Annotated in this window: 33 protein-coding genes; 24 read left to right on the top strand and 9 right to left on the bottom strand. The window is 69.1% G+C overall.

Annotation, left to right across the window (positions count from 1 at the left end; genetic code table 11):
* Positions 1–3: 3 nt before the first annotated feature.
* From HCR12_RS13515 to HCR12_RS13475, 9 genes are all read left to right on the top strand, one after another.
* A complete protein-coding gene (locus HCR12_RS13515; protein ID WP_166869618.1) occupies positions 4–1,425 on the top strand; it encodes a CCA tRNA nucleotidyltransferase in 1,422 nt (473 codons plus the stop codon).
* 156 nt (positions 1,426–1,581) lie between these two features.
* Positions 1,582–1,977: a 30S ribosomal protein S6 gene (gene rpsF / locus HCR12_RS13510; RefSeq protein WP_166869619.1), complete on the top strand. Its 396-nt coding sequence runs from the start codon at positions 1,582–1,584 to the stop codon at positions 1,975–1,977.
* A 3-nt stretch (positions 1,978–1,980) separates the two neighbouring features.
* A complete protein-coding gene (locus HCR12_RS13505) occupies positions 1,981–2,469 on the top strand; it encodes a single-stranded DNA-binding protein (protein ID WP_166869620.1) in 489 nt (162 codons plus the stop codon).
* Between the two features lie 46 nt (positions 2,470–2,515).
* Positions 2,516–2,779: a 30S ribosomal protein S18 gene (gene rpsR, locus HCR12_RS13500; protein ID WP_130488532.1), complete on the top strand. Its 264-nt coding sequence runs from the start codon at positions 2,516–2,518 to the stop codon at positions 2,777–2,779.
* Between the two features lie 13 nt (positions 2,780–2,792).
* The gene (gene rplI / locus HCR12_RS13495) at positions 2,793–3,245 is read left to right on the top strand and encodes a 50S ribosomal protein L9 (protein ID WP_166869621.1); all 453 of its coding nucleotides are present in this window, start codon (positions 2,793–2,795) and stop codon (positions 3,243–3,245) included.
* 431 nt (positions 3,246–3,676) lie between these two features.
* The gene (dnaB, locus tag HCR12_RS13490) at positions 3,677–5,071 is read left to right on the top strand and encodes a replicative DNA helicase (protein WP_166869622.1); all 1,395 of its coding nucleotides are present in this window, start codon (positions 3,677–3,679) and stop codon (positions 5,069–5,071) included.
* Between the two features lie 55 nt (positions 5,072–5,126).
* Complete coding sequence (locus tag HCR12_RS13485; RefSeq protein ID WP_166869623.1) at positions 5,127–6,017, top strand: TIGR01777 family oxidoreductase; 891 nt, start codon at positions 5,127–5,129, stop codon at positions 6,015–6,017.
* A 38-nt stretch (positions 6,018–6,055) separates the two neighbouring features.
* Positions 6,056–6,685: a DUF308 domain-containing protein gene (locus tag HCR12_RS13480; protein WP_166869624.1), complete on the top strand. Its 630-nt coding sequence runs from the start codon at positions 6,056–6,058 to the stop codon at positions 6,683–6,685.
* On the top strand, positions 6,682–6,978 hold the full coding sequence (locus HCR12_RS13475; protein ID WP_191412342.1) for a hypothetical protein: 297 nt from the start codon (positions 6,682–6,684) through the stop codon (positions 6,976–6,978). The genes HCR12_RS13480 and HCR12_RS13475 overlap by 4 nt, the downstream gene beginning before the upstream one ends.
* A gap of 98 nt (positions 6,979–7,076) precedes the next feature.
* Here HCR12_RS13475 and purB read toward each other — a convergent pair whose 3' ends face one another.
* Positions 7,077–8,462, bottom strand: a complete 1,386-nt coding sequence (gene purB, locus HCR12_RS13470; RefSeq protein ID WP_166869625.1) for an adenylosuccinate lyase — start codon at positions 8,460–8,462, stop codon at positions 7,077–7,079.
* Positions 8,459–8,983 (bottom strand): low molecular weight protein-tyrosine-phosphatase, encoded by a 525-nt coding sequence (locus HCR12_RS13465; RefSeq protein ID WP_166869626.1) that lies wholly within the window; start codon positions 8,981–8,983, stop codon positions 8,459–8,461. The genes purB and HCR12_RS13465 overlap by 4 nt, the downstream gene beginning before the upstream one ends.
* A gap of 128 nt (positions 8,984–9,111) precedes the next feature.
* On the opposite strand from HCR12_RS13465, the gene HCR12_RS13460 reads away from it, so the two are divergent.
* Positions 9,112–9,360, top strand: coding sequence for a hypothetical protein (locus tag HCR12_RS13460; RefSeq protein WP_166869627.1), 249 nt, complete (start codon positions 9,112–9,114; stop codon positions 9,358–9,360).
* A gap of 70 nt (positions 9,361–9,430) precedes the next feature.
* Complete coding sequence (locus HCR12_RS13455) at positions 9,431–10,864, top strand: hypothetical protein (protein WP_166869628.1); 1,434 nt, start codon at positions 9,431–9,433, stop codon at positions 10,862–10,864.
* Here the strand turns inward: HCR12_RS13455 and HCR12_RS13450 are convergent.
* Positions 10,842–11,273, bottom strand: coding sequence for a phage holin family protein (locus HCR12_RS13450; protein WP_166869629.1), 432 nt, complete (start codon positions 11,271–11,273; stop codon positions 10,842–10,844). The genes HCR12_RS13455 and HCR12_RS13450 overlap by 23 nt on opposite strands.
* A gap of 68 nt (positions 11,274–11,341) precedes the next feature.
* Between HCR12_RS13450 and HCR12_RS13445 the strand changes: the two genes are divergently transcribed.
* The 7 genes from HCR12_RS13445 (at position 11,342) to HCR12_RS13415 (ending at position 18,130) form a co-directional block, all read left to right on the top strand.
* Positions 11,342–12,397, top strand: coding sequence for a histidinol-phosphate transaminase (locus HCR12_RS13445; protein ID WP_166869630.1), 1,056 nt, complete (start codon positions 11,342–11,344; stop codon positions 12,395–12,397).
* A 36-nt stretch (positions 12,398–12,433) separates the two neighbouring features.
* Positions 12,434–13,552 carry a thiamine pyrophosphate-dependent dehydrogenase E1 component subunit alpha gene (locus tag HCR12_RS13440; protein WP_166869631.1) on the top strand — a complete coding sequence of 373 codons (1,119 nt, stop codon included), beginning with the start codon at positions 12,434–12,436 and terminating at the stop codon, positions 13,550–13,552.
* A gap of 8 nt (positions 13,553–13,560) precedes the next feature.
* Positions 13,561–14,529, top strand: a complete 969-nt coding sequence (locus HCR12_RS13435) for an alpha-ketoacid dehydrogenase subunit beta (RefSeq protein ID WP_191412398.1) — start codon at positions 13,561–13,563, stop codon at positions 14,527–14,529.
* Positions 14,530–14,549: 20 nt separating this feature from the next.
* A complete protein-coding gene (locus HCR12_RS13430) occupies positions 14,550–15,896 on the top strand; it encodes a dihydrolipoamide acetyltransferase family protein (protein ID WP_166869633.1) in 1,347 nt (448 codons plus the stop codon).
* Positions 15,897–16,074: 178 nt separating this feature from the next.
* The gene (locus HCR12_RS13425; protein WP_224763533.1) at positions 16,075–16,884 is read left to right on the top strand and encodes a metal ABC transporter ATP-binding protein; all 810 of its coding nucleotides are present in this window, start codon (positions 16,075–16,077) and stop codon (positions 16,882–16,884) included.
* A complete protein-coding gene (locus HCR12_RS13420; protein ID WP_166869634.1) occupies positions 16,881–17,750 on the top strand; it encodes a metal ABC transporter permease in 870 nt (289 codons plus the stop codon). The genes HCR12_RS13425 and HCR12_RS13420 overlap by 4 nt, the downstream gene beginning before the upstream one ends.
* Complete coding sequence (locus HCR12_RS13415) at positions 17,747–18,130, top strand: Fur family transcriptional regulator (RefSeq protein ID WP_166869635.1); 384 nt, start codon at positions 17,747–17,749, stop codon at positions 18,128–18,130. The genes HCR12_RS13420 and HCR12_RS13415 overlap by 4 nt, the downstream gene beginning before the upstream one ends.
* 13 nt (positions 18,131–18,143) lie before the next feature.
* Here the strand turns inward: HCR12_RS13415 and HCR12_RS13410 are convergent, their stop codons facing one another.
* Both HCR12_RS13410 and HCR12_RS13405 read right to left on the bottom strand, forming a co-directional pair.
* Positions 18,144–18,491 (bottom strand): hypothetical protein, encoded by a 348-nt coding sequence (locus HCR12_RS13410; protein WP_166869636.1) that lies wholly within the window; start codon positions 18,489–18,491, stop codon positions 18,144–18,146.
* 9 nt (positions 18,492–18,500) lie between these two features.
* Complete coding sequence (locus HCR12_RS13405; RefSeq protein WP_166869637.1) at positions 18,501–19,178, bottom strand: DNA alkylation repair protein; 678 nt, start codon at positions 19,176–19,178, stop codon at positions 18,501–18,503.
* 221 nt (positions 19,179–19,399) lie between these two features.
* Here HCR12_RS13405 and rpmB point away from each other — a divergent pair, with 221 nt between their 5' ends.
* From rpmB to HCR12_RS13380, 5 genes are all read left to right on the top strand, one after another.
* Complete coding sequence (gene rpmB / locus HCR12_RS13400; protein WP_166869638.1) at positions 19,400–19,636, top strand: 50S ribosomal protein L28; 237 nt, start codon at positions 19,400–19,402, stop codon at positions 19,634–19,636.
* Entirely contained in the window at positions 19,636–19,806 is a 171-nt protein-coding gene (gene rpmG, locus HCR12_RS13395; protein ID WP_166869639.1) for a 50S ribosomal protein L33, read from the top strand. Before rpmB ends, rpmG begins: the two co-directional genes overlap by 1 nt.
* Before the next feature lie 2 nt (positions 19,807–19,808).
* Positions 19,809–20,114, top strand: a complete 306-nt coding sequence (rpsN, locus tag HCR12_RS13390) for a 30S ribosomal protein S14 (protein ID WP_166869640.1) — start codon at positions 19,809–19,811, stop codon at positions 20,112–20,114.
* Between the two features lie 635 nt (positions 20,115–20,749).
* Complete coding sequence (locus HCR12_RS13385; RefSeq protein ID WP_166869641.1) at positions 20,750–21,034, top strand: HU family DNA-binding protein; 285 nt, start codon at positions 20,750–20,752, stop codon at positions 21,032–21,034.
* 82 nt (positions 21,035–21,116) lie between these two features.
* Positions 21,117–23,081, top strand: a complete 1,965-nt coding sequence (locus HCR12_RS13380) for a bifunctional copper resistance protein CopD/cytochrome c oxidase assembly protein (protein WP_166869642.1) — start codon at positions 21,117–21,119, stop codon at positions 23,079–23,081.
* A 12-nt stretch (positions 23,082–23,093) separates the two neighbouring features.
* On the opposite strand, the gene HCR12_RS13375 is transcribed toward HCR12_RS13380, so the two are convergent.
* Positions 23,094–24,035 carry a hypothetical protein gene (locus HCR12_RS13375; protein WP_166869643.1) on the bottom strand — a complete coding sequence of 314 codons (942 nt, stop codon included), beginning with the start codon at positions 24,033–24,035 and terminating at the stop codon, positions 23,094–23,096.
* 59 nt (positions 24,036–24,094) lie between these two features.
* On the opposite strand from HCR12_RS13375, the gene HCR12_RS13370 reads away from it, so the two are divergent.
* The gene (locus HCR12_RS13370) at positions 24,095–25,387 is read left to right on the top strand and encodes an ATP-dependent DNA helicase (RefSeq protein ID WP_166869644.1); all 1,293 of its coding nucleotides are present in this window, start codon (positions 24,095–24,097) and stop codon (positions 25,385–25,387) included.
* Between the two features lie 51 nt (positions 25,388–25,438).
* Here HCR12_RS13370 and HCR12_RS13365 read toward each other — a convergent pair whose 3' ends face one another.
* Genes HCR12_RS13365 through HCR12_RS13355 form a run of 3 tightly spaced genes read right to left on the bottom strand, consistent with a single transcriptional unit; the run spans position 25,439 to position 26,851 of the window.
* On the bottom strand, positions 25,439–26,086 hold the full coding sequence (locus tag HCR12_RS13365; RefSeq protein WP_166869645.1) for a biliverdin-producing heme oxygenase: 648 nt from the start codon (positions 26,084–26,086) through the stop codon (positions 25,439–25,441).
* A gap of 41 nt (positions 26,087–26,127) precedes the next feature.
* The gene (locus HCR12_RS13360) at positions 26,128–26,547 is read right to left on the bottom strand and encodes a DUF4383 domain-containing protein (protein ID WP_166869646.1); all 420 of its coding nucleotides are present in this window, start codon (positions 26,545–26,547) and stop codon (positions 26,128–26,130) included.
* Between the two features lie 4 nt (positions 26,548–26,551).
* Complete coding sequence (locus HCR12_RS13355) at positions 26,552–26,851, bottom strand: DUF2470 domain-containing protein (protein ID WP_166869647.1); 300 nt, start codon at positions 26,849–26,851, stop codon at positions 26,552–26,554.
* Positions 26,852–26,889 lie beyond the last annotated feature (38 nt).

The raw sequence follows: 26,889 nt of genomic DNA, 5'->3' as shown, positions 1-26,889 counted from the left end.
CCTATGCAATCCGTGGCCGCCGCGATCGATCGTCTTCACCAGATCCTCGATGCCCCGCGTCTGCAGGACCTGATCGGCGCGTTCGCAGAGGCCGGATTCGAGCTCGCCCTCGTGGGCGGACCGGTCCGTGATGCCTTCCTCGGTCGCGACTCGAACGACCTCGACTTCGCGACCTCCGCCACCCCCGACGAGATCCTGAAGCTCGTCGCTCCGCGGGCCGATGCGCACTGGGACATCGGCCGTGCATTCGGCACGATCGGCGCCCGCATCGGCGACCTCACCGTCGAGATCACGACCTACCGCTCGGACGTCTACGACGGCGAGACGCGGAAGCCCGTGGTGGCGTTCGGCGACTCGCTCGAGGGAGACCTGCTGCGCCGTGACTTCACGGTGAACGCGATGGCGCTGCGTGTTCCTGAGAAAGTGCTGGTGGACCCCTCCGGTGGCTTCGAGGACCTCATGGCCGGCCGGCTGCGCACGCCCATCGCACCCGAGATCTCGTTCGGCGACGACCCTCTGCGCATGATGCGCGGCGCGCGCTTCACCTCACAGCTGCTCTTCACTCTCGACGACGCGACCATGGCGGCGATGACCGCGATGGCCGACCGCATCGAGATCGTGTCGGCCGAGCGCGTGGGCGAGGAGCTCACGAAGCTGCTGCTGGCCCCCGACCCGATCACCGGCATCCGCGTGCTCGTGGATTCGGGGCTTGCGGACCACGTGCTGCCCGAGATCCCCGCCCTGCGGCTCGAGATCGATGAGCACGCACACCACAAGGACGTCTACGAGCACTCGCTCACCGCTCTCGACCAGGCGATCCAGCTGGAGCGCGCGCGGGGACACGAACCCGACCTCGTGCTGCGCCTCGCCGTGCTGCTGCACGACATCGGCAAGCCCGAGACCCGTCGCATCGAACCGGGCGGCGCCGTCACCTTCCACCACCACGATGTGCTCGGCGGCAAGCTCGCCGCCAAGCGCCTGCGCGCGCTGCGCTTCGACGGCGACACCATCAAGGCCGTCACCCTGCTCATCCGCGAGCACCTGCGCTTCTTCGGCTACGCGGATGCGAGCTGGACCGACTCGGCGGTGCGCCGCTATGTGCGCGACGCGGGGGCGCAGCTCGAGCGGCTGCACATCCTGTCGCGCGCCGACGTGACGACCCGCAATCAGCGCAAGGCCGCGCGACTGCAACGCGCCTACGACGAGCTCGAGCAGCGGATCGCGCTGCTCGCCGAAGAGGAGGAGCTCGCCGCCATCCGTCCGGACCTCGACGGGGAGCAGATCATGGCGATCCTGGGGATCGCACCCGGACGCGAGGTGGGGGAGGCGTATCGCTTCCTCATGGAGCTGCGGCTGGATCAGGGATCCCTCGGGCCTGAGGAAGCCGAACGCCGACTCCGCGAATGGTGGGCCGGGCGCTCCTAGGCCGCGCCAGTCGCGTCGCCGGAGCCGGGAGATTCCCCCGGAGCCCGCCTCATGTAAGATGTAGAGGTTGCCCGTGCCCTCGTGGCGCTGGCAGATGCATTCAACCCTCCTGCTGCAGATCTCCTGCAGCCGTTCTAGTCCGAAGGAGGTGGGTCAATGACGCATCAGTATGAATTGATGGTAATTCTCGATCCCGAGATCGATGAGCGTACCGTCGCTCCCAGCCTGGACAAGTTCCTTGGCGTCATCCGCAACGATGGTGGATCCATCGAAAAGGTCGACATCTGGGGCCGTCGCCGCCTGGCGTACGAGATCAACAAGAAGTCCGAGGGCATCTACGCCGTCGTCAACTTCACCGCGACGAGCGAAGCCACGGTCGAGCTCGACCGCCAGCTGAAGCTGTCCGAGGCCGTGCTGCGCACCAAGGTGCTCCGCGCGGAGGAGGCTGTCGCCCGTGTCGCAGCGCACGCTGCCGCCGAGGAGAAGAAGGCCGCCCGCAAGGCTGCCGCTGCTTCTGCGAAGGCTGACAAGGCCGAGAAGGACGCCGAGTAGGCCATGGCCGGCGAGACGATCATCACGGTCGTGGGCAACCTCACGGCGGACCCTGAGCTGCGTTACACGCAGTCCGGGCTCGCGGTCGCGAACTTCACGATCGCGTCCACGCCGCGTAGCTTCGACCGCGCGAGCAACGACTGGAAGGACGGCGAGGCTCTGTTCCTCCGCGCGTCCTGCTGGCGTGAATTCGCGGAGCACGTCGCCGGCTCGCTGACGAAGGGAAGCCGCGTCGTCGCGACCGGCCGCCTCAAGCAGCGCTCCTACGAGACGAAGGAAGGGGAGAAGCGCACCGCCATCGAGCTGGAGATCGACGAGATCGGTCCCAGCCTGCGGTACGCGACTGCCCAGGTGACCCGGGCATCCGGCGGCGGCGGAGGCCGCTCGCAGGCTGCCGTCGCCGACGAGCCCTGGTCGACCTCTGGTCCGGCCGAGGCCGCGGGTGACGTGTGGAACACGCCCGGCTCATACTCCGACGAGACCCCGTTCTGATCCCGTCCTCGGACCGATCAGCTAAGAAACCCAGAAGGAAACAGCAATGGCTGGAAAGAGCAGCGGCGGCCAGGATCGCCGCAAGCGCAACGTAAAGGGCGGCAAGAACGCCGCTCCTGCGAAGGCGGTGAAGGTCGGCGTCATCGATTACAAGGATGTCGCGACTCTCCGCAAGTTCATTTCGGAGCGTGGAAAGATCCGCGCCCGTCGTATCACCGGTGTCTCCGTGCAGGAGCAGCGCCTCATCGCCCGCGCCGTCAAGAACGCGCGTGAGATGGCGCTTCTTCCGTACGCCGGCTCGGGCCGCTAAGGGGGAATGACGAATGTCCAAGCTCATTCTCACGTCTGAGGTCACGGGTCTCGGCTCTGCCGGCGACGTCGTCGATGTCAAGAACGGGTTCGCCCGCAACTACCTCATCCCGCAGGGCTTCGCCATCGCGTGGACCCGTGGTGCCGAGAAGCAGGTCGAGCAGATCAAGGCGGCTCGCGCCGCTCGTGAGCTCGCCACGCTCGAGGAAGCCCAGTCCCTGAAGGCCAAGCTCGAGGGTGCCGCGATCAAGCTGACCGTGAAGGCGGGCCGCGAGGGCCGTCTGTTCGGTTCGGTGAAGACCGCGGATGTCGTCGCCGCTGTCGAGGCTGCCGGTATCGGCACGCTCGACAAGCAGACGATCGAGTTCAGCGCTCCCGTGAAGGTCGTCGGCCGTCACGAGGCGACGGCGCGTCTGCGCCAGGACGTCGTGGCTGTTCTGCAGCTCGACGTGGTTGCCGCGAAGTAACTCGCGATTCTCCTGACGGCGCACCCCTTCGGGGGTGCGCCGTCAGTGCTTTCCGGGCACCGCTGGCAAGGTGATCTCTCCACATGTTCGCCGGTTCTCCCACAAGCTTCAACCATGACTCTAAACATGTTTCTACACACAGGGTGTGAAACAAGAAACACCTGGTCAGCGCGGGTAGCGCGGAGGGTTTTCCACAGTTATCCACCGCCCTGTCCACAGCTTCCCCACATTCCTTCCGGCGTTTCGCGCACATAGTCCACAGCGTTATCCACAGGTCTGGTTGACCCTGGCCGAACGCCTCCATAGCTTTGCTTCGGGTGCAGCAGTCTGCCTGCCCCATCACACCGCCACGACGCGATACCCGAGGGCGCGGAGCGCCTGCCCGGGCTGTCTGACGTGGCGCGTAGGTTCGACCTCGGAAGGAGTGAATCGTGTCGATCGCCCATCTGGGTCTCGCGTCCGAGCAGGAACGCCCACGCGAAACGTGGCAGGGAGAGCAGCGCATCCCGCCCCACGATCTGCTGGCAGAGCAGAGCGCCATCGGCGGCATGCTCCTCAGCAAGGATGCGGTCGCCGACGTACTCGAAGCCGTGCGTGGCGTGGACTTCTACATCCCCAAGCACGAGGTCATCTTCGACGCGATCCTCACGCTCTACTCCCACGGTGAGCCGACCGACGTGATCGCGGTCAGCGATGAACTCACGAAGGCGGGCACCCTCGCGCGAGCGGGAGGCCCCGAATACCTCCACACGCTCACCGCGCTCGTGCCGACCGCCGCGAACGCCGGTTACTACGCCACGATCGTCGCCGAGAAGGCCGTGCTGCGGCGCCTCGTCGAGGCGGGCACCCGCATCGTGCAGATGGGCTACGCGAGCGAGGGCGAGGTCACCGACCTCGTCAACAACGCCCAGGCCGAGATCTACGGTGTCGCGGGCGGCGTGCAGGCGGAAGACTACGTCCCGCTCGTCACCGCGATCGAAGCCGCCACCGAGGAGATCGAGCACGCGAGCGGGCGCGATGGCCAGATGGTCGGCGTGCCCACAGGATTCGCCGAGCTCGACTCGATGACGAACGGCCTCCACGGCGGCCAGCTCATCCTCATCGCCGCACGACCCGCGCTCGGAAAGTCGACGCTCGCGCTCGACTTCGCTCGCGCCGCCTCGATCGCGCACGGCCTGCCGAGCGTCTTCTTCTCTCTCGAGATGGGGCGCTCCGAGATCGCGATGCGACTGCTCTCGGCCGAGTCGAACATCTTCCTGCAGAAGCTCCGCAAGGGAGACGTGCGCAGCGAGGACTGGACGACGCTCGCCTCCACCCGAGGCCGCATCGCCGACGCACCCCTCTACATCGACGACAGCCCCAACATGACGCTCGTCGAGATCCGCGCCAAGTGCCGTCGTCTCAAGCAGCAGGTGGGCCTCAAGCTCGTCGTCATCGACTACCTCCAGCTGATGACGTCGGGCAAGAAGGTCGAGAGCCGCCAGCAGGAGGTCTCCGAGTTCTCGCGTGCGCTGAAGCTCCTCGCCAAGGAGCTGCAGGTGCCTGTCATCGCCCTCTCGCAGCTCAACCGTGGCCCCGAGCAGCGCGTCGACAAGAAGCCCGCGATCTCCGACCTGCGTGAATCCGGATCGCTCGAGCAGGACGCCGACATGGTGATCCTCCTCCACCGCGAGTCCGCGTACGACAAGGAATCCTCGCGCCCCGGCGAAGCCGACCTCATCGTCGCCAAGCACCGCAACGGCCCCACCGGCACCGTCACCGTCGCCTTCCAGGGCGCGTTCTCGCGCTTCGCCGACATGGCGCCCGGCTACGAGTCGCAGGGGTAGCGCACGCCACTTCGACGCTCGGCTCGACCTCAGCGTTCCCCCTTAGCCTCGGGCCATGCGTGTGGTCGTCGGCGGGGCATCGGGGATGATCGGCAGCGGGCTCGTGGCACGGCTGCGTGATCGGGGCGACCACGTCGTCCGTCTGGTGCGGGGTGAACCCGCATCGGCCGACGAGGTGCGGTGGGATCCGTCGACGGGCGCACTCGATCCGGCTGCACTCGCCGGAGCCGACGCCGTCGTCAACCTCTCGGGCGCCTCGATCTCGAAGCTCCCGTGGACGCCGCGGCACCGCGCCGCCATCCTCTCCTCGCGTGTGTCGGCGACCACTGCGATCGTGAGCGCCCTGCACGCGCGAGCTGCGGCAGGTGACCCTGTGCCCGTGCTCGTGAGTGGCTCGGCCGTCGGCTTCTACGGAGACCGGCCCGACGAGGAGCTCAGCGAGGAGTCTGCACCGGGCGGCGGCTTCCTCGCCGACGTCGTGCGCGCCTGGGAGGCCGCGGCACGCACAGCGCCGGAGGAGACGCGCGTCGCGTTCGCGCGCACCGGCATCGTGATCGGGCCGGAAGGCGCGACCGCGCCCATCCGCGTGCTCGCGAAGTTCGGACTTGCCGGACCGCTCGGCTCCGGCCGCCAGCACTGGCCCTGGATCTCACTTCACGACGAGGTCGCGGCGCTCGTGCACCTCATCGACAACCCCGTCTCCGGGCCGGTGAACCTCGTGGCGCCGACGGCAGGGACGGCCGCTGACGTGGTGCGCGAGATCGCCCGCAGGCAGCGCCGCCCGTACGGGTTCCCGGCGCCCGCCTTCGCCATCAGCGCCGCGCTCGGTGACGCAGGACGCGACCTGCTGCTCGCCGATCAGCACGTGCGTCCGCTGCGCCTGGAGGAGTCCGGGTTCACCTTCGCGCACGGCACGCTCGAGCAGGCAGTCGCCGCCCTCGGCTGAGACCGGTCGTTCAGGGAGACCCCCCGTAAGATGGGCAGGTGTCCGCAGCAGCTTCTCCCGCTCTCGGAGCTCCGGATTCCTGGGTCGCTCCGCTTGCTCGCGCGATCCCCGCGATCGTCGCCGGCATCGCCATCACCTTCAGCCAGGATCACTCCGCCCCGCTCGGTGTGACGGCGTTCGGACTCTTCGCCGTCGTGACCGCGGCCGTGGTGCTCGCCTCTGCCCTCCGCGCCGACCGCGCGCTGCGCGGCATCACGGGGGTTCACGGGATCGTGACCGCCGTCGCCGGCATCGCCGCACTCGTGCTGCCCGAGCGCACCCTGGGTGTCTTCGTGCTCCTGGTGAGCGCGTGGGCGATCATCACGGGAGCCCTCGACGTCGTCAACGGCATCCGATTCCGTCGCACGCGTCCGATCGCGCGCGACTGGCTCGTCGCGGGTTCGCTCACCGTGATCCTCGGCCTTGTCTTCCTGCTCTTCCCGAAGGACTACGCCGACCCGTTCGCCATCGAAGAGAAGGGTGAGGTCGTCGCCAGCGGTGTCGTGACGGCCGACGTGAGCCTCGTCGGCGTGTTCGGCGCATGGGCGTTCATCATCGGCGCCCTCTTCGCCATCGCCGCTGTATCCCTGCGCACTGTGCGCCCCGAGCCCGTGGAGGTCGACGCGTGAGCGACGAACAGCCCCAGCACACGCCCACCCGACGCGAGAAGACGCGCCCGCTCGAACTCATCGGCATGGCCGCGGTCTTCGGCATCTTCGTGGGCGCCATGGTCTTCATGGGCTCGCGCCAGTGGGATCTGACCCTCATCTTCGCCGGCGTCGCCTTCGTCGCCTCGCTCGTCATCCTGGCGACCCTCCTCATCGCGGCGGGACCCAAGTACGACCAGGAGCGCGTCGACCCGGTCGACCCCGACGCACCCACCGGCTCCGCCGGAAGCGTGCACCGCGACCCGCACCGCTGAGTCTCTGCGCGCGGCGGTGATCCGCCGCCCTGCGCCATCCGCACCATGCAGAAGCGCCCCCGGGATCCGATCCCGAGGGCGCTCTCTGATATCCGGGGTCAGCGGTCGATGTAGTCCACGAGCTGGGAGGCGAGACCCGTGTAGGTGGCGGGGGTGAGCGCCTTCAGGCGCTCCTTCGCCGCATCGCCGATGTCGAGTCCGTCGATGAACGCGATGAGGTCGGCCTGCTTGGCGCGCTTGCCGCGCGTGAGCTCCTTGAGCAGCGCGTACGGGTCGCTGATCTGCGAACGGCCCGCGGTGACCTCGGCGCGGATGACCGTCTGGATCGCCTCGCCGAGCACCTCCCAGTTGCTGTCGAGGTCGGCGGCGAGGGCGGTCGGGTTGACCGAGATCTCGCCGAGTCCCTTCAGCAGGTTGTCGAGCGCGAGCAGCGAATGACCGAGGGCGACGCCCATGTTGCGCTGCGTCGTGGAGTCGGTGAGGTCGCGCTGCAGGCGGCTCGTCACCAGGGTCGAGGCGAGGGAGTCGAGCAGCGCGCTCGAGAGCTCGAGGTTCGCCTCGGCGTTCTCGAAGCGGATGGGGTTGATCTTGTGCGGCATCGTCGACGAGCCGGTCGCCCCCGCGACGGGGATCTGGGTGAGGTATCCCATCGAGATGTAGGTCCACACGTCGGTCGCCAGGTTGTGCAGGATGCGGTTCGCGTGCGAGATGCGGCCGAAGAGCTCCGCCTGGCCGTCGTGCGACTCGATCTGCGTCGTGAGCGGGTTCCAGGTGAGGCCGAGGTGCTCGATGAAGGCGCGCGAGAGGGCGGGCCAGTCGGCGTCCGGGTCGGCGGCGAGGTGCGCGGAGTAGGTGCCGGTGGCTCCCGAGAACTTCGCGGGGAACTCGACGGCCTCGATGCGCTGAAGCTGACGCTGCAGGCGGTGCACGACGACGGCGATCTCCTTGCCGAAGGTCGTCGGGGTGGCGGGCTGGCCGTGGGTGTGGGCGAGCAGCGGCTGATCGCGGTGCTCGATCGCGATCTCGCGGAGCTTGGCGATGACGGAGCGGAAGCGCGGCAGCCACACCTCGTGCACGGCGGCGCGGAGCGTGATGCCGTAGGAGGTGTTGTTGATGTCCTCGCTCGTGCACGCGAAGTGCGTGAGCTCAGCGAGCGAGTCGAGGCCGAGGTCGGTGAGCGCCCCACGCACGAGGTACTCGACAGCCTTCACATCGTGGCGGGTCGTCGCCTCCACCCGGGCGAGCTCGTCGATCTCCGGCTGTCCGAACCCGGCAGCCCACTCGCGCAGCGCCGCGGCCTTCTCGGCCGACGGGGCAGCCGAGCCGAACATGCCGTGCTCGGCGAGGAACAGCAGCCATTCGACCTCGACATGCACGCGGGCGCGGTTGAGGCCCGCCTCCGAGAGGTACTCGCCGAGACCCTCCACGGAGGAGCGGTAGCGGCCGTCGAGGGGGCTCAGCGGCTGGGGGGGAAGCGGACTCATGAGACTCCCTGTCGGATGGCGGGTTCGAGCTGCCGGAAGAGCGCGGTGCACGCCCGCTCGATCGCGAGAAGCACGGTGTCGAACATGGCGGCATCCGAGTAATACGGATCCGGTACCTCCATCGTGCCTGATTGCTCGGGGTCGAACGACATCAGCAGCTGCACTTTGCTGCGATCAGCTTCGGTGGGGGCCCATTCGCGCAGCACGCGCTCGTGTCCGCGATCGAATGCGATGACCAGATCGAGCGCAGGAAACCATGACGCGTCGAACTGGCGCGCGCGGTGGCGGGAGCCGTCGAAGCCGTGCGAGTGCAGGGCGGCGATCGTCCGCGGGTCGGCCCCTTCGCCCACGTGCCAGTCGCCCGTCGCGGCCGAGGTGACGGAGATCTGCGAAGAGAAGCCCTTCGCGGCGACGATCGACCGGAAGATCGCCTCGGCCATCGGGGATCGGCAGATGTTGCCCGTGCAGACGAAGCAGATGCGGAAGACGGGGGGAGCGTCATCCGTTCGGCTGAAGGTCATGCGCCCCATTGTCCCGGTTTCGCGGCCCCTGCACACCTCGCGCGCCGAGCGGGGGTCCTCAGCTGAGCGAATGCCACCGCCGGATGCGGCCCGCTGTCGTGAGGCTGGACGGAACGGCAGGAGGACGTGTGACCCATCGGCTCGACATCGACCGGCTCGCCGACGCGCTCGCGCGGGTGTCGGTCATCCAGGTGCGCGCGACGGCGCGCGCCGCGTCGCCACCGCGCATCCACGAGACGGAATGGCGCGGTCCCGCGTTCGCCGCGTACGAGGCTGAGATGGCTGGGCTTGCCTCGAATCTCGTGGTCGCGCGCGAGGACCTCGCGGCGGCGAAGCTGGCGATCCTGCGGGCGGTGGCGGATGCCGAGCCCACCTGACTCCGCACCACCGCCCGGTGTCGCCGGGGAAGCAGGATCGCCGGAGATCACCGAGATGCCGGGTGTCTGCATGGCAGCCGACCCGTCGCCGCTCGTGGTGCGCGTGGGATCCACCACGGTCGCCACCGATGCTCTTCTGGCTCACGCCGATGCGCTCGCGGTGCTCGCGGAGGACGCCCACCGCGACGCAGAGGAGCTGCGGGTGCTCGCCCTCGAGATGACCGGCGCCGTGCAGCAGGCGCTGGAATGGAGCTGTCAGAGCATGTGGCAGGTGTCGGATGCCGCCTTCCGGCTCGCGGGCGTGCTCGAGGTCGTCCGGAGTGCGTACACATGGGCGGAGCTGAGCGCCCGCGATCTCATGGGGATCGCGGCCGACTGGCAGGCCGCGACTCTCGGGCTCTGGGCCCGCGCGGCGCTGCCGGGTTTCGTCCTCACGCAGCCGTTTCGGGACTGGCTGCAGCGCCTTCTCGGTCAGGAGCCGGTCGACCCGGAGCGCCTGCAGGAATGGCTCGGCGCGAACCCCCAGGTCTACACGAATCCGGAGTCCGTGGAGCTCGTGCGCCGTGTGGTCACCGGCGCCGACGACGCGGCACTGGGTTTCGTGGGCTTCTCGCCGCTTCTGCTCGCGGTGCTCGGCCCGCGAGGGCTCGGCGTCCTCGGCGTCCAGCCGTCAGCGCGCGCGGTGATGACGGGAGCGGCGCTCACCGGATCGGGAGTTCTGCGAGAGACCGACGTGCGGGTTACCCGCATGGCGGAGCCGACGACGGCGGCCGCGCCCGTGGGGGCAGCGGGACGCTACGCCCGCATCCCCCTCGATGATCACGTGCGGATCGAGCTTCACGGCGACCCCGCGAACCCCGACAGCGCGACGGTCTACATCGCCCCCACCAAGAGCTTCGACCCCATCGCCGCCGACGAGCCGTGGGATCTCACGAGCAACGTCGCCGCCGTCGCGGGGATGTCCGCCGCGTCGCAGCGGGCGGTCGAGATGGCGATGCGCGACGCGGGCCTGACGGCCGACACCCCGGTCGCGCTGGCTGGCTATTCGCAGGGGGCGCTCATCGCCGAACGGATCGCCGCGACCGGTGCCTGGAACGTGCGCGCGGTCGAGACGTACGGCGGGCCGAGCAGCGGCATCGCACTCGACCCGACCATCTCGGGGCTCGCCATCCGCCACACCGACGACCTCGTGACGGCGCTCGGCGGGCCGCATGAGCCGGGGGAGCGGATCGCGGTCGAGCGGCGAGCCTTCGCGGAGGGGGCTGCCATCCCGACCGCCGACCCCCTTCCGGCGCACCAGCGGACCGCCTACGCCGAGACGGCCGCCCTTGTCGATGCGGCCCGTTCGCCGCAGGTGCGCGCGCAGCTCGACGCGGTCGACGCGCTCACCGGAGCCGGCCAGCCGGGGAGCGGCGTCACGGTTCTCACCTATCGCGCCGAGCGCGTGCCCTTCGCAGAGGAGGCACTCGGGCGTCGGGAGGTCACTGGCTCCGGGGCTTCGTGAGCGGGCGGAACAGGATGCCGATGAGGGCCCCGATGACCGCGAGCAGCAGCGCGCCGAGCACGCCCCACCAGAAGCCCTGCACCGAGAGGCCGAAGCCGAGTCCCGTCGAGATGAGCGCCACGATCAGGAACAGCAGCCCGTTCACGATGAGCGAGATGAGGCCGAGCGTCAGCACGTACAGCGGGAACGCGACGATCTTGATCGCCGTGCCGATGATGCCGTTCACGATGCCGAAGATGAGCGCCACGAGCAGGTACGTCCAGAACAGTGGCCACGAGATGCCGACGCCGGATGCGGCAAGCGCGTCGGCCACCGGGTCCCACGACGTCACCTCGACATGGGGGCTCAGAATGAAGACGGTGAGCCACAGCGCGAACGCGTTGATGAGGAGTCGGATGACGAATCGCATCCCGACATCATCCCAGGGGGCGCTCCCCACCGCCAGGTACCAACGGCCGCGGATCGTAGGCTGAGGACATGCCCGTTCACCTTCGCCCCGAGATCGCTGCGCTCCCGCCGTACCGTCAGGGCCGGCCGGCGGCCGCTGACGCGTTCAAGCTGTCGAGCAACGAGAGCCCGTTCGACGCGCTCCCCGCGGTGACCGACGCGATCGCGCAGGCCACGACGCCTCTGTACCCCGACGGATCGGCCTCGGCGCTTCGCACGCGCCTCGCGGAGCGCTTCGGCGTCGGACTCGACGAGGTGCACGTCGCGGCCGGTTCCGTCGCGATCCTGTACCAGCTCGCCCAGGCGGCTGCCGCTCCCGGCGACGAGATCCTCTACTCCTGGCGCTCGTTCGAGGCGTACCCCTCGGTCGCCACCGTCCCCGGAGCGACGAGCGTGCAGGTGCCGAACCTCCCCGACGGCAGCCACGACCTCGACGCGATGGCTGCAGCCATCACCGACCGCACACGCCTGATCCTCGTGTGCACCCCGAACAACCCCACGGGCCCGATCGTCACCGCTGAGGCGTTCGAGCGCTTCATGGCCGCCGTTCCGAAGACCGTGCTCGTCGTGCTCGACGAGGCCTACCGCGAGTTCGTGACCGACGAGGCGGCGGTGGAAGGCATCTCGCAGCTCGCGAAGCACGAGAACCTCGTCGTGCTGCGCACCTTCTCGAAGGCCTACGGTCTCGCCGGTCTTCGCGTCGGCTACGCGGTCGGCCCCGCCTACATACTGGACGCCTGCCGATCGACCGCGATTCCGCTGTCCGTCACCGAGCAGGCGCAGCGAGCCGCACTCGCCGCCCTCGACAACGAGGCCGAGTACGCACCACAGATCGCCGAGGTCATCGAGCGCCGAGACCGCATCCGCGCGGCTCTCCTCGCTCAGGGCTGGGTCATCCCGGCAGCGCAGGGAAACTTCATCTGGCTGCCCACGGGCGAGGCCACCGCATCCGCCGCCGAGACCCTGGAAGCCCACGGAATCGTGGCCCGCGTGTTCCCCGGGGAGGGGGTTCGCATCTCCATCGGACCCGAGGAGTCTGTGGCGAAGCTCCTGCAGGCGACGGAAGTGATTGTCGGCATCCGCTGACCTGCCCGGAATACAGCCACGGTTAGTGTGGTCACCATGTCTTACACCGAGGCGACGATCCAACTGCTCTCGCCGCAGGGCACCCTCCTCGAGAACGACGCCAACGCCCCCTACCTCCCGCTCGTCCGCGCGCTGGATGACGAGCAGCTGCGCGAGTTCCACCGCCAGATGGTCGTCATGCGCCGCTTCGACATCGAGGCCGGCAACCTGCAGCGTCAGGGTCAGCTCGCGCTCTGGGTGCCGAGCCTCGGCCAGGAGGCCGCGCAGGTCGGCTCTGCGTTCGCGGCGCGCCCCCAGGACCACATCTTCCCGTCGTATCGCGAGCACGTCGTGGGACGCATCCGCGGCCTCGACCTCATGCGCATCCTCGAGCTCCTCCGTGGCCAGAGCCACGGCGGATGGGACCCGCTCGAGACGGGCAACTTCCACCTGTACACGCTCGTCATCGGATCGCAGGCGCTGCACGCCACCGGCTACGCGATGGGCGTGCAGCTCGACGGAGCGTGCGGCACCGGCGATGTCGAGAAGGACACCGCCGTGCTCGTGTACTTCGGAGACGGCGCCACGAGCCAGGGCGATGTGAGCGAATCGTTCGTGTTCGCCGCGAGCTACCACACGCCCCAGGTCTTCTTCCTGCAGAACAACCACTGGGCGATCTCGGTGCCCGTCGAGCGGCAGTCCCGCACGCCCCTGTACCTGCGCGCCGCCGGATTCGGCATTCCGTCGGTGCAGATCGACGGCAACGATGTGCTCGCCAGCTACGCGGTGAGCTCGGCCGGACTCGACGCCGCGCGCCGCGGAGCCGGCCCCCACTTCATCGAGGCGCTCACCTACCGCATGGGCGCGCACACCTCCAGCGACGACCCCACGAAGTACCGCACCGACGCCGAGCAGGCGGTGTGGCGGGACCGCGACCCGATCGCGCGCTTCGAGACGTACCTGCGCTCCCTCGGCGAAGGTGACGACTTCTTCCACGAGGTCGCCACCGAAGCTGAGGACCTCGCGTCCGGCATCCGCTCGAAGATCCTCGCGCTCGAGCCGCCGCCCGTGAGCAAGATGTTCAGCAACGTGTACAGCGAGCCCCATGCGCTGGTCGAGGAGCAGGCGGCCTGGAACGACGCCTATCTCGCCGGGTTCGAAGGAGGTGCCGAGTGACCGAGCACATGCTCCCCATGGCTAAGGCCATCAACGAGGGCCTCCGCGCGGCGATGGCCGCCGACGACCGCGTCATCCTCATGGGTGAGGACATCGGCACCCTCGGCGGCGTCTTCCGCGTGACCGAGGGCCTGCAGAGCGAGTTCGGCACCTCACGCGTGCTCGACACCCCGCTCGCCGAGTCGGGCATCATCGGCACGGCCATCGGCCTCGCGATGCGCGGCTACCGTCCGGTGTGCGAGATCCAGTTCGACGGGTTCATCTTCCCCGGCTTCGACCAGATCACCACCCAGCTCGCCAAGCTCACCTACCGCAACGAAGGCCACCAGAGCTTCCCGATCGTCATCCGGGTGCCCTACGGAGGCCACATCGGCGCCGTCGAGCACCACCAGGAGAGCCCCGAGGCGTACTTCGCGCACACCCCGGGTCTGCGCATCGTGAGCCCGGCGACGAGCAACGACGCGTACTGGATGATCCAGCAGGCGATCCAGTCGAACGACCCGGTGATGTTCTTCGAGCCGAAGAGCCGCTACTGGAACAAGGGCGAGGTCGCCGACGACGGCGTGCCCGCGCAGCTGCACCAGAGCCGTGTGGTGCGTTCGGGCGAGCAGGTGACCCTCGTGGGTCATGGCGCCATGGTCGCGCAGCTGCTGCAGGTGGCCGAGGTCGCCGAGAGCGAGGGCACGAGCGTCGAGGTCATCGATCTGCGCTCCCTCTCGCCCATCGACTACCGTCCCATCCTCGAGTCGGTGCAGAAGACCGGCCGGCTCGTCGTCGCACAGGAGGCGCCTGGCAACGTCTCCGTCGGATCCGAGATCGCCGCGACGGTCGCCGAGCGGGCGTTCTATTCGCTCGAGGCGCCCGTGATGCGGGTCTCCGGTTTCGACACCCCCTTCCCTCCTGCCAAACTCGAGGGTCACTATCTTCCCGATGTCGATCGCATCCTCGAAGCGGTTGACCGCTCGCTCGCGTACTGACGAACCACGAAGGAGTCCCCGTGGCACACGCTGAGTTCCCACTTCCGGATGTCGGAGAAGGCCTCACGGAGGCGGAGATCGTCGCCTGGAAGGTCAAGCCGGGCGACACGGTCACCGTCAACCAGGTGCTCGTCGAGATCGAGACCGCGAAGTCGCTCGTCGAACTGCCGAGCCCGTTCGCTGGTGTCGTGACGGAGCTGCTGGCCGAGGAGGGTGCGACGGTCGAGGTGGGTTCGCCCATCATCCGCGTCGATTCCTCGGGTGGCACGATCGAGCTGCAGGCGCCTGCGAACGATTCGGAGTCGCTCGGCCAGATCGCCAACCCCGCCGCGATGGCCCCTCGCGACGACTCGAGCGATTCCGGTTCGGGTGCGGTGCTCGTGGGCTACGGCTCGAAGGGCGGCCACGCGCCGACCCGTCGTCGTCGTCCCGGCCCTGCCGTCGAGGTACCGGGCGTCGGCGGTGCGCGGCCTCATACCCCGGCGCGTGTTGTTGCCCGCTCGTCGGCGCCCGTGATCGCGAAGCCGCCGATCCGCAAGCTCGCGAAGGATCTCGACGTCGACCTGCGCCAGGTCACCGCGACGGGCCCCGGTGGCGAGGTGCTGCGCGACGACGTCATCCGTCAGGCGCAGCAGGCGAGCGTCTTCCGCAACATCGAGACGCCGGCCTGGCCTGTCGAACGCGAAGAGCGCGTCCCCGTGAAGGGCGTGCGCAAGGCGACCGCCCAGGCGATGGTCGCGTCCGCGTTCACGGCTCCGCATGTCTCGGTGTTCACCGACGTCAACGCGACCCGCACGATGGAGTTCGTGAAGCGCCTCAAGGCCTCGCCCGACTTCGCGGGTGTGCGTGTGAGCCCGCTGCTCGTGATGGCGAAGGCCATCATCTGGGCGGTGCGCCGCAACCCCACCGTCAACTCGACGTGGACGGATGAGGAGATCATCATCCGTCACTATGTGAACCTCGGCATCGCCGCGGCGACGCCGCGCGGCCTCATCGTTCCGAACGTCAAGGATGCGCAGAACCTCAGCATGCTCGAGCTCGCGCAGTCACTCGAGCAGCTGACGCTCGTCGCGCGCGAGGGCAAGACGCAGCCGGCGGACATGTCGAACGGCACGATCACGATCACGAACCTCGGATCGTTCGGGATGGACACGGGAACCCCGATCCTCAACCCGGGCGAGGTCGCGATCGTCGCGCTCGGCGCGATCAAGCAGAAGCCGTGGGTGGTGGACGGCGAGGTGCGCCCCGCGTGGGTCACGACCGTCGGTGCGAGCTTCGATCACCGCGTGGTCGACGGCGATGTGGCGAGCCGCTTCACCGCCGATGTCGCGAGCATCCTCGAGGAGCCGGCGCTCCTTCTGGACTGAGCCATCGCGCGTCCGCACTCGCACGCACTCGCACGCACGCCCACCGCCAGCTCTGCCTCCCTGAGGTGTCACTTTGTGCCGCATCCGGCGCGGCCGCAGCGGCACAAAGTGACACCTCAGTACGGGGAGCGGGGCGGGGCCGTGCGAGTGAGAACCGTTCTCAGGTAGAGTTCCGGATGTGACGGAACCGGTGCTCAGTGTGCGCGACGCGCAACTGACCCTCGGCGCGCGCACGCTGTGGTCGAAGCTCGACCTCGACGTGATGCCCGGCGAATTCATCGCCGTGCTCGGATCGAACGGATCCGGCAAGACGAGCCTGCTGCGTGCGATCCTCGGCCAGCACGCCCTGAGCGCGGGCGAGATCCGCTTCGAAGGCGAGCCGGTGCGCCGCGGCAACCGCCGCATCGGCTACATCCCACAGCAGCGCGGGCAGGATCCGGCGATGCGCATCCGCGGCCGCGACCTCGTGCGGCTCGGCATCGACGGACACCGCTGGGGCACGGGCCTGCCGAGTCGCGCGCGCAACGCCCAGGTCGACGCCCTGCTCGACGCGGTGGGTGCCCGACACTACGCGCGCGTTCCCGTCGCGCTGCTCTCCGGCGGCGAACAGCAGAGGCTGCGCGTCGGCCAGGCGCTCGCGGGCGATCCGCGCCTCATGCTGTGCGACGAGCCGCTCGGGTCTCTCGACCTTCGCGCGCAGCGCAACGTGAGCGAGCTCATCGATCGTCACCGGCGCGAGCGCGGCTTCGGCGTCATGTTCGTGACCCACGACGTGAACCCCGTGCTGGGCTTCGTGGATCGCGTGCTCTACCTGGCGGGCGGACGCTTCCGCATCGGATCCCCGGACGAGGTGCTCACCTCCGAGGTGCTGAGCGAGCTCTACCAGGCGCCCGTCGACGTGATCCGCACCCACGGCCGGGTCGTCATCGTCGGGGCACCCGACCACCCGCACCACGACCACGAGCACGACCACGGGAGCGCGGCATGACCGACTGGTGGAGTGCGCTCTTCGACTTCAGCGACTACGGCGCGCTGCTCGTGCTGCTGCAGAACTCGATCATCGCTGGCGCGGTGCTCGGCATCGCGGGCGGCCTCATCGGCGTCTTCGTGATGACGCGCGATCTCGCCTTCGCCGTTCACGGCATCAGCGAGCTGTCGTTCGCCGGCGCCGCGGCGGGCCTGCTGTTCGGCATCGGCGTCGTCGAGGGATCCGTCATCGGATCGGTGCTCGCGGCGCTCATCATCGGCCTGCTCGGTTCGCGTGCACGCGACCGCAACTCGATCACCGCGGTCCTCATGCCGTTCGGCCTCGGCCTCGGCATCCTGTTCCTCGCGCTCTACCCCGGCCGCGCCTCGTCGAAATTCGGATTGCTCACCGGGCAGATCGTGGCCGTCGACGACCCGAAGCTCACCGCGCTCGCCGTCGTCTGCGGGATCGTGGTGCTGGGGCTGCTTGTGATGTGGCGTCCGCTGAGCTTCGCGAGCCTCGACCCCGAGGTCGCGCTTGCTCGCGGCATCCCGGTGCGCACGATCTCGATCGTCTTCATGCTGCTGCTCGGCCTCGCCGTGGCGGCGAGCATCCAGATCGTCGGGGCGCTGCTCGTGCTCGCGATCCTCGTGACACCCGCCGCCGCGGCGCTGCGGATCTCGAGCTCGCCCGTCGTCGTGCCGCTGCTGTCGATGGCGTTCGCGCTCATCGCGCTCGTCGGCGGCATCCTGCTGGCGCTCGGCTCGAGCGTGCCCATCAGCCCCTACGTGACGACGATCTCGTTCCTCATCTGGGGGGTGTGCGCCCTCGCCGGGCGCCGGCGCCGGGACCGTCGTACCCTGGGGGCGAAGGAGGCGATGGCGTGAAGCGGAACACCTGGCAGCGCGAGGCGGTGCGCGAAGCGCTCGGGCGGACCGAGGGCTTCGTGTCTGCTCAGGCCCTGCACGCCTCGCTGCGCGGCACCGGCTCCGAGGTGGGTCTCGCGACCGTCTACCGCGCGCTCGCGGACCTCGCGGAGGAGGGCGACGCGGATTCGCTGCAGCAGGATGGCGAGAGCCTCTACCGTGCGTGCACGCCGGGCAGCCACCACCACCACCTCATCTGCCGCAACTGCGGGGCGACGATCGAGATCACCGCGGATCCGGTGGAGGCGTGGGCGCGCCAGGTGGCGGCCGAGCATGGCTTCACCGACCCGCACCACGTCGTCGACGTGTTCGGGCTCTGCCCCGCCTGCAGCGCGAACTGACCTGCCGGATCGGTCAGCCCCGGCGGAAGAGCCGCGCCCAGAATCCGCGATGCGGCAGATCGACGGGCGTCATCGTGAACGCGAGGCGCCCGATCCGGCGTTCGTCGCCGAGCTCCACGAGCACCTCGCCGTCGCTGACGGTGAGCGTGAGCAGATGGCCGTCCTCGGTGAGCGAGGCGCCTTCGCGCTCGGCGGCGTAGGTGCGAAGCGCATCGACGTGGTCGTCGAGCTCTCCCGCCGCAAGGGCGTCCGACAGGGCGTGCGCGGTCGCCGACGCGGTCGGGGCGGGCAGCTCGTCGGAGCCGTGCTCCGCTGCGTGGAGGCGGCGCTCGGCGGCGAGGATGGGGGACTGGGGGGCCATCCCGCCAGGCTAACGGGCCTCGCTCGCGTCCATCCGCCCGACGATCTCGCCGATCCACGCGGGAGCGTAGGGAGAGGTGCAGTTCGGGGGAGTGGGGTAGTCCTTGAGCACCTCGAGGCGCTCTCCGATCGCGAGCGCTCGCTCGCGCAGCTGCGGATGGTGGATGCCGAGGTAGGCGAGTGTCTTGTTCATCGACCACTGGGTGCGGCTGGGGACTGAGGCCATCTCGGCTTCGATCGTGTCGAGCAGCGCGTCGAGGTCGAGGCCGTCGGGTGAGCGCTGCACGCGATCGGCGGTGAGCTCCCAGCCAGCGGCGGCGACCTCGTCGGCCGGATCTCCGAGCCACAGCTCCCGCAGGCGGTCGGCCTCCTTGTGCTTCATCGCGAGGTAGTTGGTGACCCAGTCGAGCACCTTGAGGGCGCGCGCCTCGCGCAGCATCGCGTCGAGCTCCTCGACGCTCCAGTCGCGCGGGGTCGTGAGCAGGATGCCGAGCAGTCGCGCAGCTGTGTCATCCGTCGCCCACAGCTCGCGGGCGAGCTCCGGGTTGCGCTTCACGCGCTTCGCGATGCCGCGCAGGGCGCTGAGGTTCACGCCGTGGTCGTCGCCGTGCCGCTCGTTGACCGCGCGCATCCGCGGGTCTTCGAGCTCGGCGAGCTCGGCGAGAAGCGCGGGCGCGGTCTCGGTCATGCGGGAAGCATACGGGCGCCGTGGCTCCGCATCCAGGACGGCCCCGATTGGCGGATTCAGCAACCCTCAGGTACCGTGGGAGGGTTGACCGCAACTATGCGGCCTTCTTTGTGCGCCGCTCGGGCGCCGGGCTCCGGCCCGGATGATCCCCAGCATGGCGTGCCGACAAGTGACCTTGGGTGGGGCGTTCGCCCCACGGTAACCAGATAAGGAATGAAACCATGGCAGCTGTGTGCCAGGTGACCGGAGCCGTTCCCGGCTTCGGACACAACATCTCGCACTCGCACCGCCGGACGAAGCGCCGCTTCGACCCGAACGTGCAGAAGAAGAAGTTCTACGTCCCGTCGCTTCGCCGCACGATCACCCTCAACGTGTCCGCTAAGGGCATCAAGGTCATCGACGCCCGTGGCATCGAGTCGGTTGTCCAGGACCTCCTCGCGAAGGGTGTGAAGCTCTAATGGCTAAGAAGTCACAGGACATCCGTCCGATCATCAAGCTCCGCTCGACCGCGGGCACCGGTTACACCTACGTGACCAAGAAGAACCGTCGCAACGACCCCGATCGTCTCGTGCTCAAGAAGTACGACCCCGTGGTCCGCAAGCACGTCGAATTCCGCGAGGAGCGTTAAGCATGGCCAAGAAGAGCAAGATCGCCAAGAACGAGCAGCGCAAGGTCATCGTCGAGCGTTACGCCGCGAAGCGCCTCGAGCTGAAGAAGGCGCTCGTCGACCCGAACTCGACCGACGAGCAGCGTGAAGCCGCTCGCCTCGGCCTGCAGAAGCTTCCCCGCGACGCTTCGCCGGTCCGCGTGCGCAACCGCGACGCCATCGATGGACGCCCCCGCGGTATCCTCACCGAGTACGGCGTCTCGCGTGTCCGCTTCCGCGCCATGGCGCACCGTGGCGAGCTGCCCGGTGTGACCAAGTCCAGCTGGTAAGCACCCGCAGAACACGTCCGAAGGGCGTCGGCTTCATGCCGGCGCCCTTCGTCGTTCCCTGAGCGGGCAGGCCGATTCGGCGCGCTCAGGTGCCTGCGACACGCGCGCGGGGCGGATGTTCGCCCGCGGCGATATGCCGGTGCCGCGCGGCGCGGTGCACCGACGTCTCGACCTCGCACGAGACGTCGGGGCCCGGCGTTCCCGTCGCTCGTGACTGGTGCTCGCTGGCCTGCGTGATCGTGTGCGTGCGGGAATCCTGCGCCGGTCGGTGATCAAGACGCACGGATCGGCCACGTTTTCCCCGGTCAGAGGCGACTTCGGCGACGCGGCCGCGAGTCGCGCATCGCCCAGCGCGCGCACCCGGGCCAGCAACGCGCGGTCACGCGCGGATGCGGGTGGGCGCCGCGGACGGCTCCGCTGCGATCACGACGACCCTCCGGGAGCGCCTCGCCATCCGGCCGCGTGGCCCCCGAACGCCACGGGCTCCGCGGACGAAATGCGCCAAAATCCCTGAAATGTCGGGGATCCCTGATAGTTTCGTGCTCGGTTCAGGGGGCGAGAGCTTCGGAACCGCCCCCCGCAGCCCTCAACCGGGCTGCATCAGAAAAACTAGCTACCGTCCGAGGAGGACAACCATGGCTGACACCCTCAACAAGAGCGACCTCGTCGCCGCAATCGCCGCGGAGACCGGCGAGAGCCAGGCGACCGTCGGCAAGGTCGTCGACGCGTTCTTCGGCACCGTCGCCGCCCAGGTCGGCAAGGGCACGAAGGTCAGCATCCCCGGCTGGATCTCGTTCGAGAAGACCGCTCGCGCCGCCCGTGCGGGCCGCAACCCCGCGACCGGCGAGACCATCCAGATCGCCGCGTCGAACGGCGTCAAGGTCTCGGCTGGCAGCAAGCTGAAGGCTGCCGTCAAGTAACGACGACACCTCGAGGGAGGGCGCCGGCCGTCAGGTCGGCGCCCTCCCCTCGTTAACAGGTGACGCGGCCTAGGCTGGACGGGTGCGACGCGTAGCGTGGGTCACGGCACCCGCAATCTTCCTGCTCGCCGCGTTTGCGGCGGTGCTCGCCGCCCTCGCCATCGGCGGGGGAGCGGCTGCCCCGCCATTCATCGACCCGGGCGCGGTGGTGCGCTACGGCATCCCCATCGCGACGGTGTTCGTCGATCTCGGCGCCGCGGGCGCCATCGGCGCTCTCGTGCTCGCGTGCTTCGCCCTGACCCCGGGTGAGCGGGCCTACGAGCGCGCCGTCGACATCGCCGCCGGCGCAGCGGCGGTCTGGACCATCAGCTCGGCCGTGATGGCTTTCTTCCTGTTCCAGAGCCTGCGCATCGAGGCCCCCACGCTCGACGATGCCTACGGTCAGCAGCTCGGCACCTTCCTCACGGAGGTGTCCGCCGGGCGCGCCTGGCTCACGACCACCCTCGTCGCCGCGGCGGTCACGGCGATGTGCTTCGCCGTGCGCCACGTGGGCACGCTCGCGTTCGTCGCGGTGGGCGCAGCGCTCGGCCTCATCCCGATCGCCCAGCAGGGTCACGCGGGCGCGACCGCTGACCACAACCTGGCCGTCAGCTCGATCTGGCTGCACATCGTGTTCGCGGGCATCTGGGTGGGCGGACTGCTCACCATCGCCCTCGTGCGCCCCCTGCTCAACGAGGGGCGCCTGCGTACGGTGCTCGCGCGCTATTCGACTGTGGCCCTCGTGTGCTTCCTGGTGGTGGCGTTCTCGGGCTTCGTCTCGGCGTCGATCCGCGTGGGGGCGCTCGATCAGCTCACGAGCGGATACGGCCTCATCGTCGTCGGCAAGGTGACCGCGCTGCTCGTGCTCGGCCTCCTGGGCGCCGTGCAGCGCCGCGCCGTGATCGCGCGGGTGCGCGACGCGGCACCCGGATGGTTCCGCCTGCTGATCGTCTCCGAGATCGCCTTCATGGGCATCGCGTCCGGCCTCGCCGCGGGCCTCGCGCGCACCGCGCCGCCCGTGCCCGAGGTGCCGGCGAGCGAGCTCACCGACCCGACCCCCGCCGAGATCCTCACCGGCCGCGCGCTGCCGCCCGAACTCACCCCCGCCCGCTACCTCACCGAATGGCAGCTCGACCCGCTGTGGGCGCTCGTGGTGGTGTTCTTCGCGTTCTTCTACGTGGCGGGCGTGTGGCGCCTGCGTCGTCGCGGCGACAGCTGGCCCTGGTACCGCACCGTCATGTGGCTCGCAGGCCTCGCGGTGCTCCTGTGGGTCACCAACGGCGCCCCCGCCCTCTACGGCACGTACCTGTTCTCGACGCACATGCTCGGGCACATGATCCTCACGATGGCGATCCCGATCCTGCTCGTGCTCGCCGCTCCCGTGACGCTCGCCGCCCGCGCCATCCACCGCCGCGATGACGGCAGCAGGGGTGCCCGGGAATGGATCCTGTGGGTCGTGCAGTCGCGCTACATGGGCGTGCTCACCAACCCGATCGTCGCGGCGATCATCTTCGCGGGATCCCTGTGGGTGTTCTACTTCACCGACATGTTCCGCTGGGCGGTCTCGGATCACATCGGGCACGTGTGGATGGTCATCCACTTCCTGCTCTCGGGGTACCTGTTCGCGCTCGTGCTCGTGGGCGTCGACCCGGTGCAGAAGCGCCCGCCGTATGCTTTCCGACTGCTGCTTCTGCTCGCCACGATGGCGTTCCACGCCTTCTTCGGGCTCGCGATCATGTCCGACACCGGACTCATGCTCGCCGACTGGTACGGCGCGATGGGCCGCACGTGGGGCCTCGATCCGATGGAGGATCAGCAGTGGGGTGGCGGCATCGCGTGGTCGGTGGGCGAGATTCCCACGGTCATCCTCGCGATCGTCGTGGCGGTGCAGTGGGCGCGCAGCGACGCACGTGAGGCGAAGCGCCGCGACCGCGCCGCGGAGCGCGACGGCGATGCCGAGCTCCTGGCTTACAACGCGATGCTCGCGAAGCGCTCCGGCCGCGACTGAGCCTGACCCGCGTCAGCGGGGGAGCAGCACCACCCGGTCGCCGTCGAACGTGACGTCGTAGGCCGCTTCGAATGGCACATCGCGCTCGTCGGTGTCGAGGGAGCCGTCGTAGAGATCCTGCACCTCGACCGCGAGGCGCGCGGCGCCGGCGAATCGAGCGACCCGCCAGAGGCCCAGCTCGTCGCCGGGCTCGATGGTGACCGTGGGCAGCGTCGCGATCGACCACGCCGGCTCCGAGATGACGCGATCCGCGACGGCGGTGCCGAAAGGGCAGCCGATCGGGAACAGCACCGCCTGCTCGGTGCAGCCGTCGAGCAGTTCGTCGAGGGCGTCGTCGACGGCGTCGCGGAAGCGGTCGGTGGGGCGGATGCTGAGCGACGCGCTCTCCGTGGGACGCGCGGCGTGGACCTCGACTCCCCGCGCCTCGAGGAAGGCGGACTCGTGGCCGAGTCGGTAGATGCCGGGCCGGAAGAGCGTGATCTCGACCTCGGGTGCGTCGGATGCCACGGGACGCTCGCCCACGGTGAACCGACCGTCGCCGGAGAGCTCGACGGTGACGGTGGTGAGAGGGGAGATCGCGAAGCCCCACCGGGGGAACAGCAGGAAGCGGGTGCCGATCTGTTCGATCGCGAGTGTCGCGCGGGACTCGAGGTGCTCAGCGCTCGGGCCGAAGGCGACGCGCACGAGGTGCACGCCGTCGCCCCGTTCCTCGCCGAGGATCTCGAACGCGAACCGCTCGCCCGCGTGCGTCGTGAGGAGAGCGGCGTCGACCTCCTCGCCGAGCACGCCGGGGAGCGCGAGCACCTCGTCGATGCGGTCGGCGCTGAGAGCGGTGAGGTAGTCGCGCACGAAGCCGGAGGCCGAGAAGACGGTCGTGTTCGCGAGAGCCACGCCTCCCGCGACGGCGCCGACGATCACGGCGACCGCTCCTGCCCACGCCCACGCCATCCGCATGGTCCTCATTCTGCCGTGCGCGTGCGCGCGCGTTCAGATGGCTCGGTTAGCCTTCTGTGGTGCCGCGCTCCGAACTCGCCCCCGAACAGCAGGCCGTGTTCGAGGCGATCGAGACCACGCGCGACCACATCTTCGTGACGGGTCGCGCCGGAACCGGAAAGTCGACGCTGCTCGAGTACCTCGCGTGGAACACGTCGAAGCAGCTCGTCGTGTGCGCGCCCACGGGCGTCGCGGCACTGAACGTGGGCGGCCAGACCATCCACTCGCTGTTCCGGCTGCCGATCGGCGTCATCGCCGACCACGAGATCGAGCAGTCACCCGAGCTCAAGAAGCTGCTCAACGCCATCGAGACGCTCGTGATCGACGAGGTCTCGATGGTCAACGCCGACCTTCTCGACGCGATCGACCGCAGCCTGCGCCAGGCGCGTCAGCGCCACCACGAGCCCTTCGGCGGGGTGCAGCTCGTGCTGTTCGGCGACCCGTTCCAGCTGGCGCCCGTGCCGGGCGACGGCGATGAGCGCGCCTACTTCGCCGACCACTACCGCTCGATCTGGTTCTTCGACGCCAAGGTGTGGGATGAGGCCGACCTCGTGATCTACGAGCTCGGCACCATCCACCGGCAGCACGAGCTCGAGTTCAAGCACCTGCTGAACGGCGTGCGCTACGGCATGGTGACGGCTGAGATGGCGGGGCGCCTCAACTCTGTGGGGGCACGACCCGCACCCGACGACGGCACGATCACTCTCGCGACGACCAACGCCACCGTCAACCGCATCAACGCCTCCGCGCTCGGTCGACTTCCGGGCCGTGCCATGTCGGCGGTCGCCGATGTCAACGGCGAGTTCGGGGGCCGCGCGTTCCCGGCCGACGAGAAGCTCGAGCTCAAGGTGGGCGCGCAGGTCATGTTCCTGCGCAACGACGCCGGCGGCGAGGGCCGCTGGGTGAACGGCACCCTCGGCGAGGTCATCAAGATCACGGATGTCGTCACGGTCGAGGTGGGCGGCGAGCGACACGAGGTGCACCCGGTCACGTGGGAGCGGTATCGCTACAGCTACTCGCCCGTCACGAAGCAGCTCTCGAAGGATGTCGTCGCCGAGTTCACGCAGTTCCCGCTGCGTCTGGCGTGGGCGGTGACGATCCACAAGTCGCAGGGCAAGAGCTACGACCAGGCGATCATCGACCTCGGTCCGCGCACCTTCGCGCCCGGGCAGACGTATGTGGCGCTCAGCCGCCTCACCTCGCTTGACGGGCTCTACATGACCCGGCCGCTGCGTCCGAGCGACATCATCGTCGACGAGAACGTCAAGCGGTTCATGTCGGGCGCGAAGCCGATCCCCGGCATCGACGCGTAAGGCCGCCGACCCGGAGGTCGACGGCCTGAGCGAGCGCGGTGCGCGGCGTGGTTACGCGGCGGCCTTCGCGGCAGAGAGGTCGTGGAAGAGCTCGGTGTTGAAGTCGTATGCCACGAGCACCTCGTCGATCACGCGGTTCGCCTCCTCGGCGCTCCATCCGGTCGCGTCGAGCTCTTCGCGGTAGTGCTCCTTGAACTGCTTCGGGTCGGCGATCTCGTCGAACACGTAGAAGCCGATGCCGTTCGTCTCGAAGCCGAACTGGCGGGCCATCACCTTCGCGATGAACTGGCCGCCGGAGAGGTCGCCGAGGTAGCGGGTGTAGTGGTGGGCGATGAAGCCGCCGCCCCAGCCCTCGGCCTCGATCTCGCGGATGCGGTTCACGTACGCGACGGTCGTCGGCACAGGGCTGATCTGCTCGCGCCAGTCGGCGCCGAGGAGGAATTCGAGGTCGGCTTCGAGCGCGGGAAGGCGCGTGAGGCGCGGGGTCGCGAAGCGCTGCACGATCGGGTCGTCGGCGAACGACTTCTCGGCCCCTTCGAGGGCCTCGTAGATGTAGTAGTGCTGCACGACGAGGGCGATGTAGTCCTCGCGGGTACCGGCGCCCTTCATGAGATCGCTCATGAAACCAGCGCCTTCGCTCTCCGAGTGGCTGGCCCAGGTGCGCTCGCGCAGAGCCTGGGAGAAGGACAGCACAGACACGGGAACTCCTTGCGTGAGGTTAGGGTGACCTTAGTTTACCCTCACGCGCGGGACTCTGAGTGACGATCCTCCGAAACAGCTACGGGGGCGGCGCCGATGCCCGCCGCGAGCAGCGTGGCGGAGGCGGCGAAGTGCAGAAGGTTGCTGGCGCCGGTGAGCCCGAACACGTTGAAGGGCGAGCCGACGGCGAACAGCCCGAACATGCCGAGAGCGAAGAGGACGCATCCGGATGTCGTGTTCATGATCCGCGCGCGAGCGTCGCCGCGGATGAACCCGAAGACGAGCGCCGCCGCGAGCACGAGATGCAGAGCGGCCAGCGGGAAGCTCGTGCCGAACTCCCACGGAAGACGCGCGGCGACGTCGGGAGCATCCGCCGTCACGATGCTCACGATCAGACCCCACACACCGACCACGCCGAGCACGACGGCCGCGCCGAGGGCGACGACTCGGTTGGAGGTCATCGGATCATCCGTGCGGGCGCGGTTCGATCCCCAGCTTCGCGCAGGCCTTGTCGTAGAGCACGACGACCTCGCGGCGCACCTCGGGGCGTTCGCTGATCTCGGTGGACCACGGGATCCGCAGCTCGTGCTCGACGCCGTCGACGGTGTAGACCCAGTCGCCGCCGAGGCCGTCGAAGCCGGTCATCGTGGCGGTCTCAGGGTCGACGCCCGCGAAGGCGCGCACGAAGAGGATGTTGTCTGCGGTGTGGTCGTCGTTCATGTGGTGCAGAACACCGGCGACGACCTCGGGAGGGAACACGGTCACGAGTCCACGGTAATCCACCCGCCTCCGAGCGGCGTGGA

Source organism: Salinibacterium sp. ZJ70 (assembly GCF_011751865.2).
In the GTDB taxonomy this organism is placed as follows: Bacteria; Actinomycetota; Actinomycetes; order Actinomycetales; family Microbacteriaceae; genus Homoserinibacter.
This window is presented reverse-complemented; position numbering and strand designations above follow the sequence as displayed.

Excerpts from the sequence above, each read along its gene's own strand:
- HCR12_RS13455 (WP_166869628.1), top strand. The coding sequence starts at position 9,431 with ATGGCAGCCGACCCGTCGCCGCTCGTGGTGCGCGTGGGATCCACCACG.
- HCR12_RS13385 (WP_166869641.1), top strand. The coding sequence starts at position 20,750 with ATGGCTGACACCCTCAACAAGAGCGACCTCGTCGCCGCAATCGCCGCG.
- HCR12_RS13375 (WP_166869643.1), bottom strand. The coding sequence starts at position 24,035 with ATGCGGATGGCGTGGGCGTGGGCAGGAGCGGTCGCCGTGATCGTCGGC.
- HCR12_RS13440 (WP_166869631.1), top strand. The coding sequence starts at position 12,434 with ATGTCTTACACCGAGGCGACGATCCAACTGCTCTCGCCGCAGGGCACC.
- HCR12_RS13360 (WP_166869646.1), bottom strand. The coding sequence starts at position 26,547 with ATGACCTCCAACCGAGTCGTCGCCCTCGGCGCGGCCGTCGTGCTCGGC.
- HCR12_RS13485 (WP_166869623.1), top strand. The coding sequence starts at position 5,127 with ATGCGTGTGGTCGTCGGCGGGGCATCGGGGATGATCGGCAGCGGGCTC.
- purB (WP_166869625.1), bottom strand. The coding sequence starts at position 8,462 with ATGAGTCCGCTTCCCCCCCAGCCGCTGAGCCCCCTCGACGGCCGCTAC.
- rpsF (WP_166869619.1), top strand. The coding sequence starts at position 1,582 with ATGACGCATCAGTATGAATTGATGGTAATTCTCGATCCCGAGATCGAT.
- HCR12_RS13405 (WP_166869637.1), bottom strand. The coding sequence starts at position 19,178 with ATGACCGAGACCGCGCCCGCGCTTCTCGCCGAGCTCGCCGAGCTCGAA.
- HCR12_RS13420 (WP_166869634.1), top strand. The coding sequence starts at position 16,881 with ATGACCGACTGGTGGAGTGCGCTCTTCGACTTCAGCGACTACGGCGCG.
- HCR12_RS13445 (WP_166869630.1), top strand. The coding sequence starts at position 11,342 with ATGCCCGTTCACCTTCGCCCCGAGATCGCTGCGCTCCCGCCGTACCGT.
- rplI (WP_166869621.1), top strand. The coding sequence starts at position 2,793 with ATGTCCAAGCTCATTCTCACGTCTGAGGTCACGGGTCTCGGCTCTGCC.
- HCR12_RS13435 (WP_191412398.1), top strand. The coding sequence starts at position 13,561 with ATGCTCCCCATGGCTAAGGCCATCAACGAGGGCCTCCGCGCGGCGATG.
- rpsN (WP_166869640.1), top strand. The coding sequence starts at position 19,809 with ATGGCCAAGAAGAGCAAGATCGCCAAGAACGAGCAGCGCAAGGTCATC.
- HCR12_RS13410 (WP_166869636.1), bottom strand. The coding sequence starts at position 18,491 with ATGGCCCCCCAGTCCCCCATCCTCGCCGCCGAGCGCCGCCTCCACGCA.
- rpmG (WP_166869639.1), top strand. The coding sequence starts at position 19,636 with ATGGCTAAGAAGTCACAGGACATCCGTCCGATCATCAAGCTCCGCTCG.
- HCR12_RS13465 (WP_166869626.1), bottom strand. The coding sequence starts at position 8,983 with ATGACCTTCAGCCGAACGGATGACGCTCCCCCCGTCTTCCGCATCTGC.
- HCR12_RS13450 (WP_166869629.1), bottom strand. The coding sequence starts at position 11,273 with ATGCGATTCGTCATCCGACTCCTCATCAACGCGTTCGCGCTGTGGCTC.
- HCR12_RS13515 (WP_166869618.1), top strand. The coding sequence starts at position 4 with ATGCAATCCGTGGCCGCCGCGATCGATCGTCTTCACCAGATCCTCGAT.
- rpmB (WP_166869638.1), top strand. The coding sequence starts at position 19,400 with ATGGCAGCTGTGTGCCAGGTGACCGGAGCCGTTCCCGGCTTCGGACAC.
- HCR12_RS13505 (WP_166869620.1), top strand. The coding sequence starts at position 1,981 with ATGGCCGGCGAGACGATCATCACGGTCGTGGGCAACCTCACGGCGGAC.
- rpsR (WP_130488532.1), top strand. The coding sequence starts at position 2,516 with ATGGCTGGAAAGAGCAGCGGCGGCCAGGATCGCCGCAAGCGCAACGTA.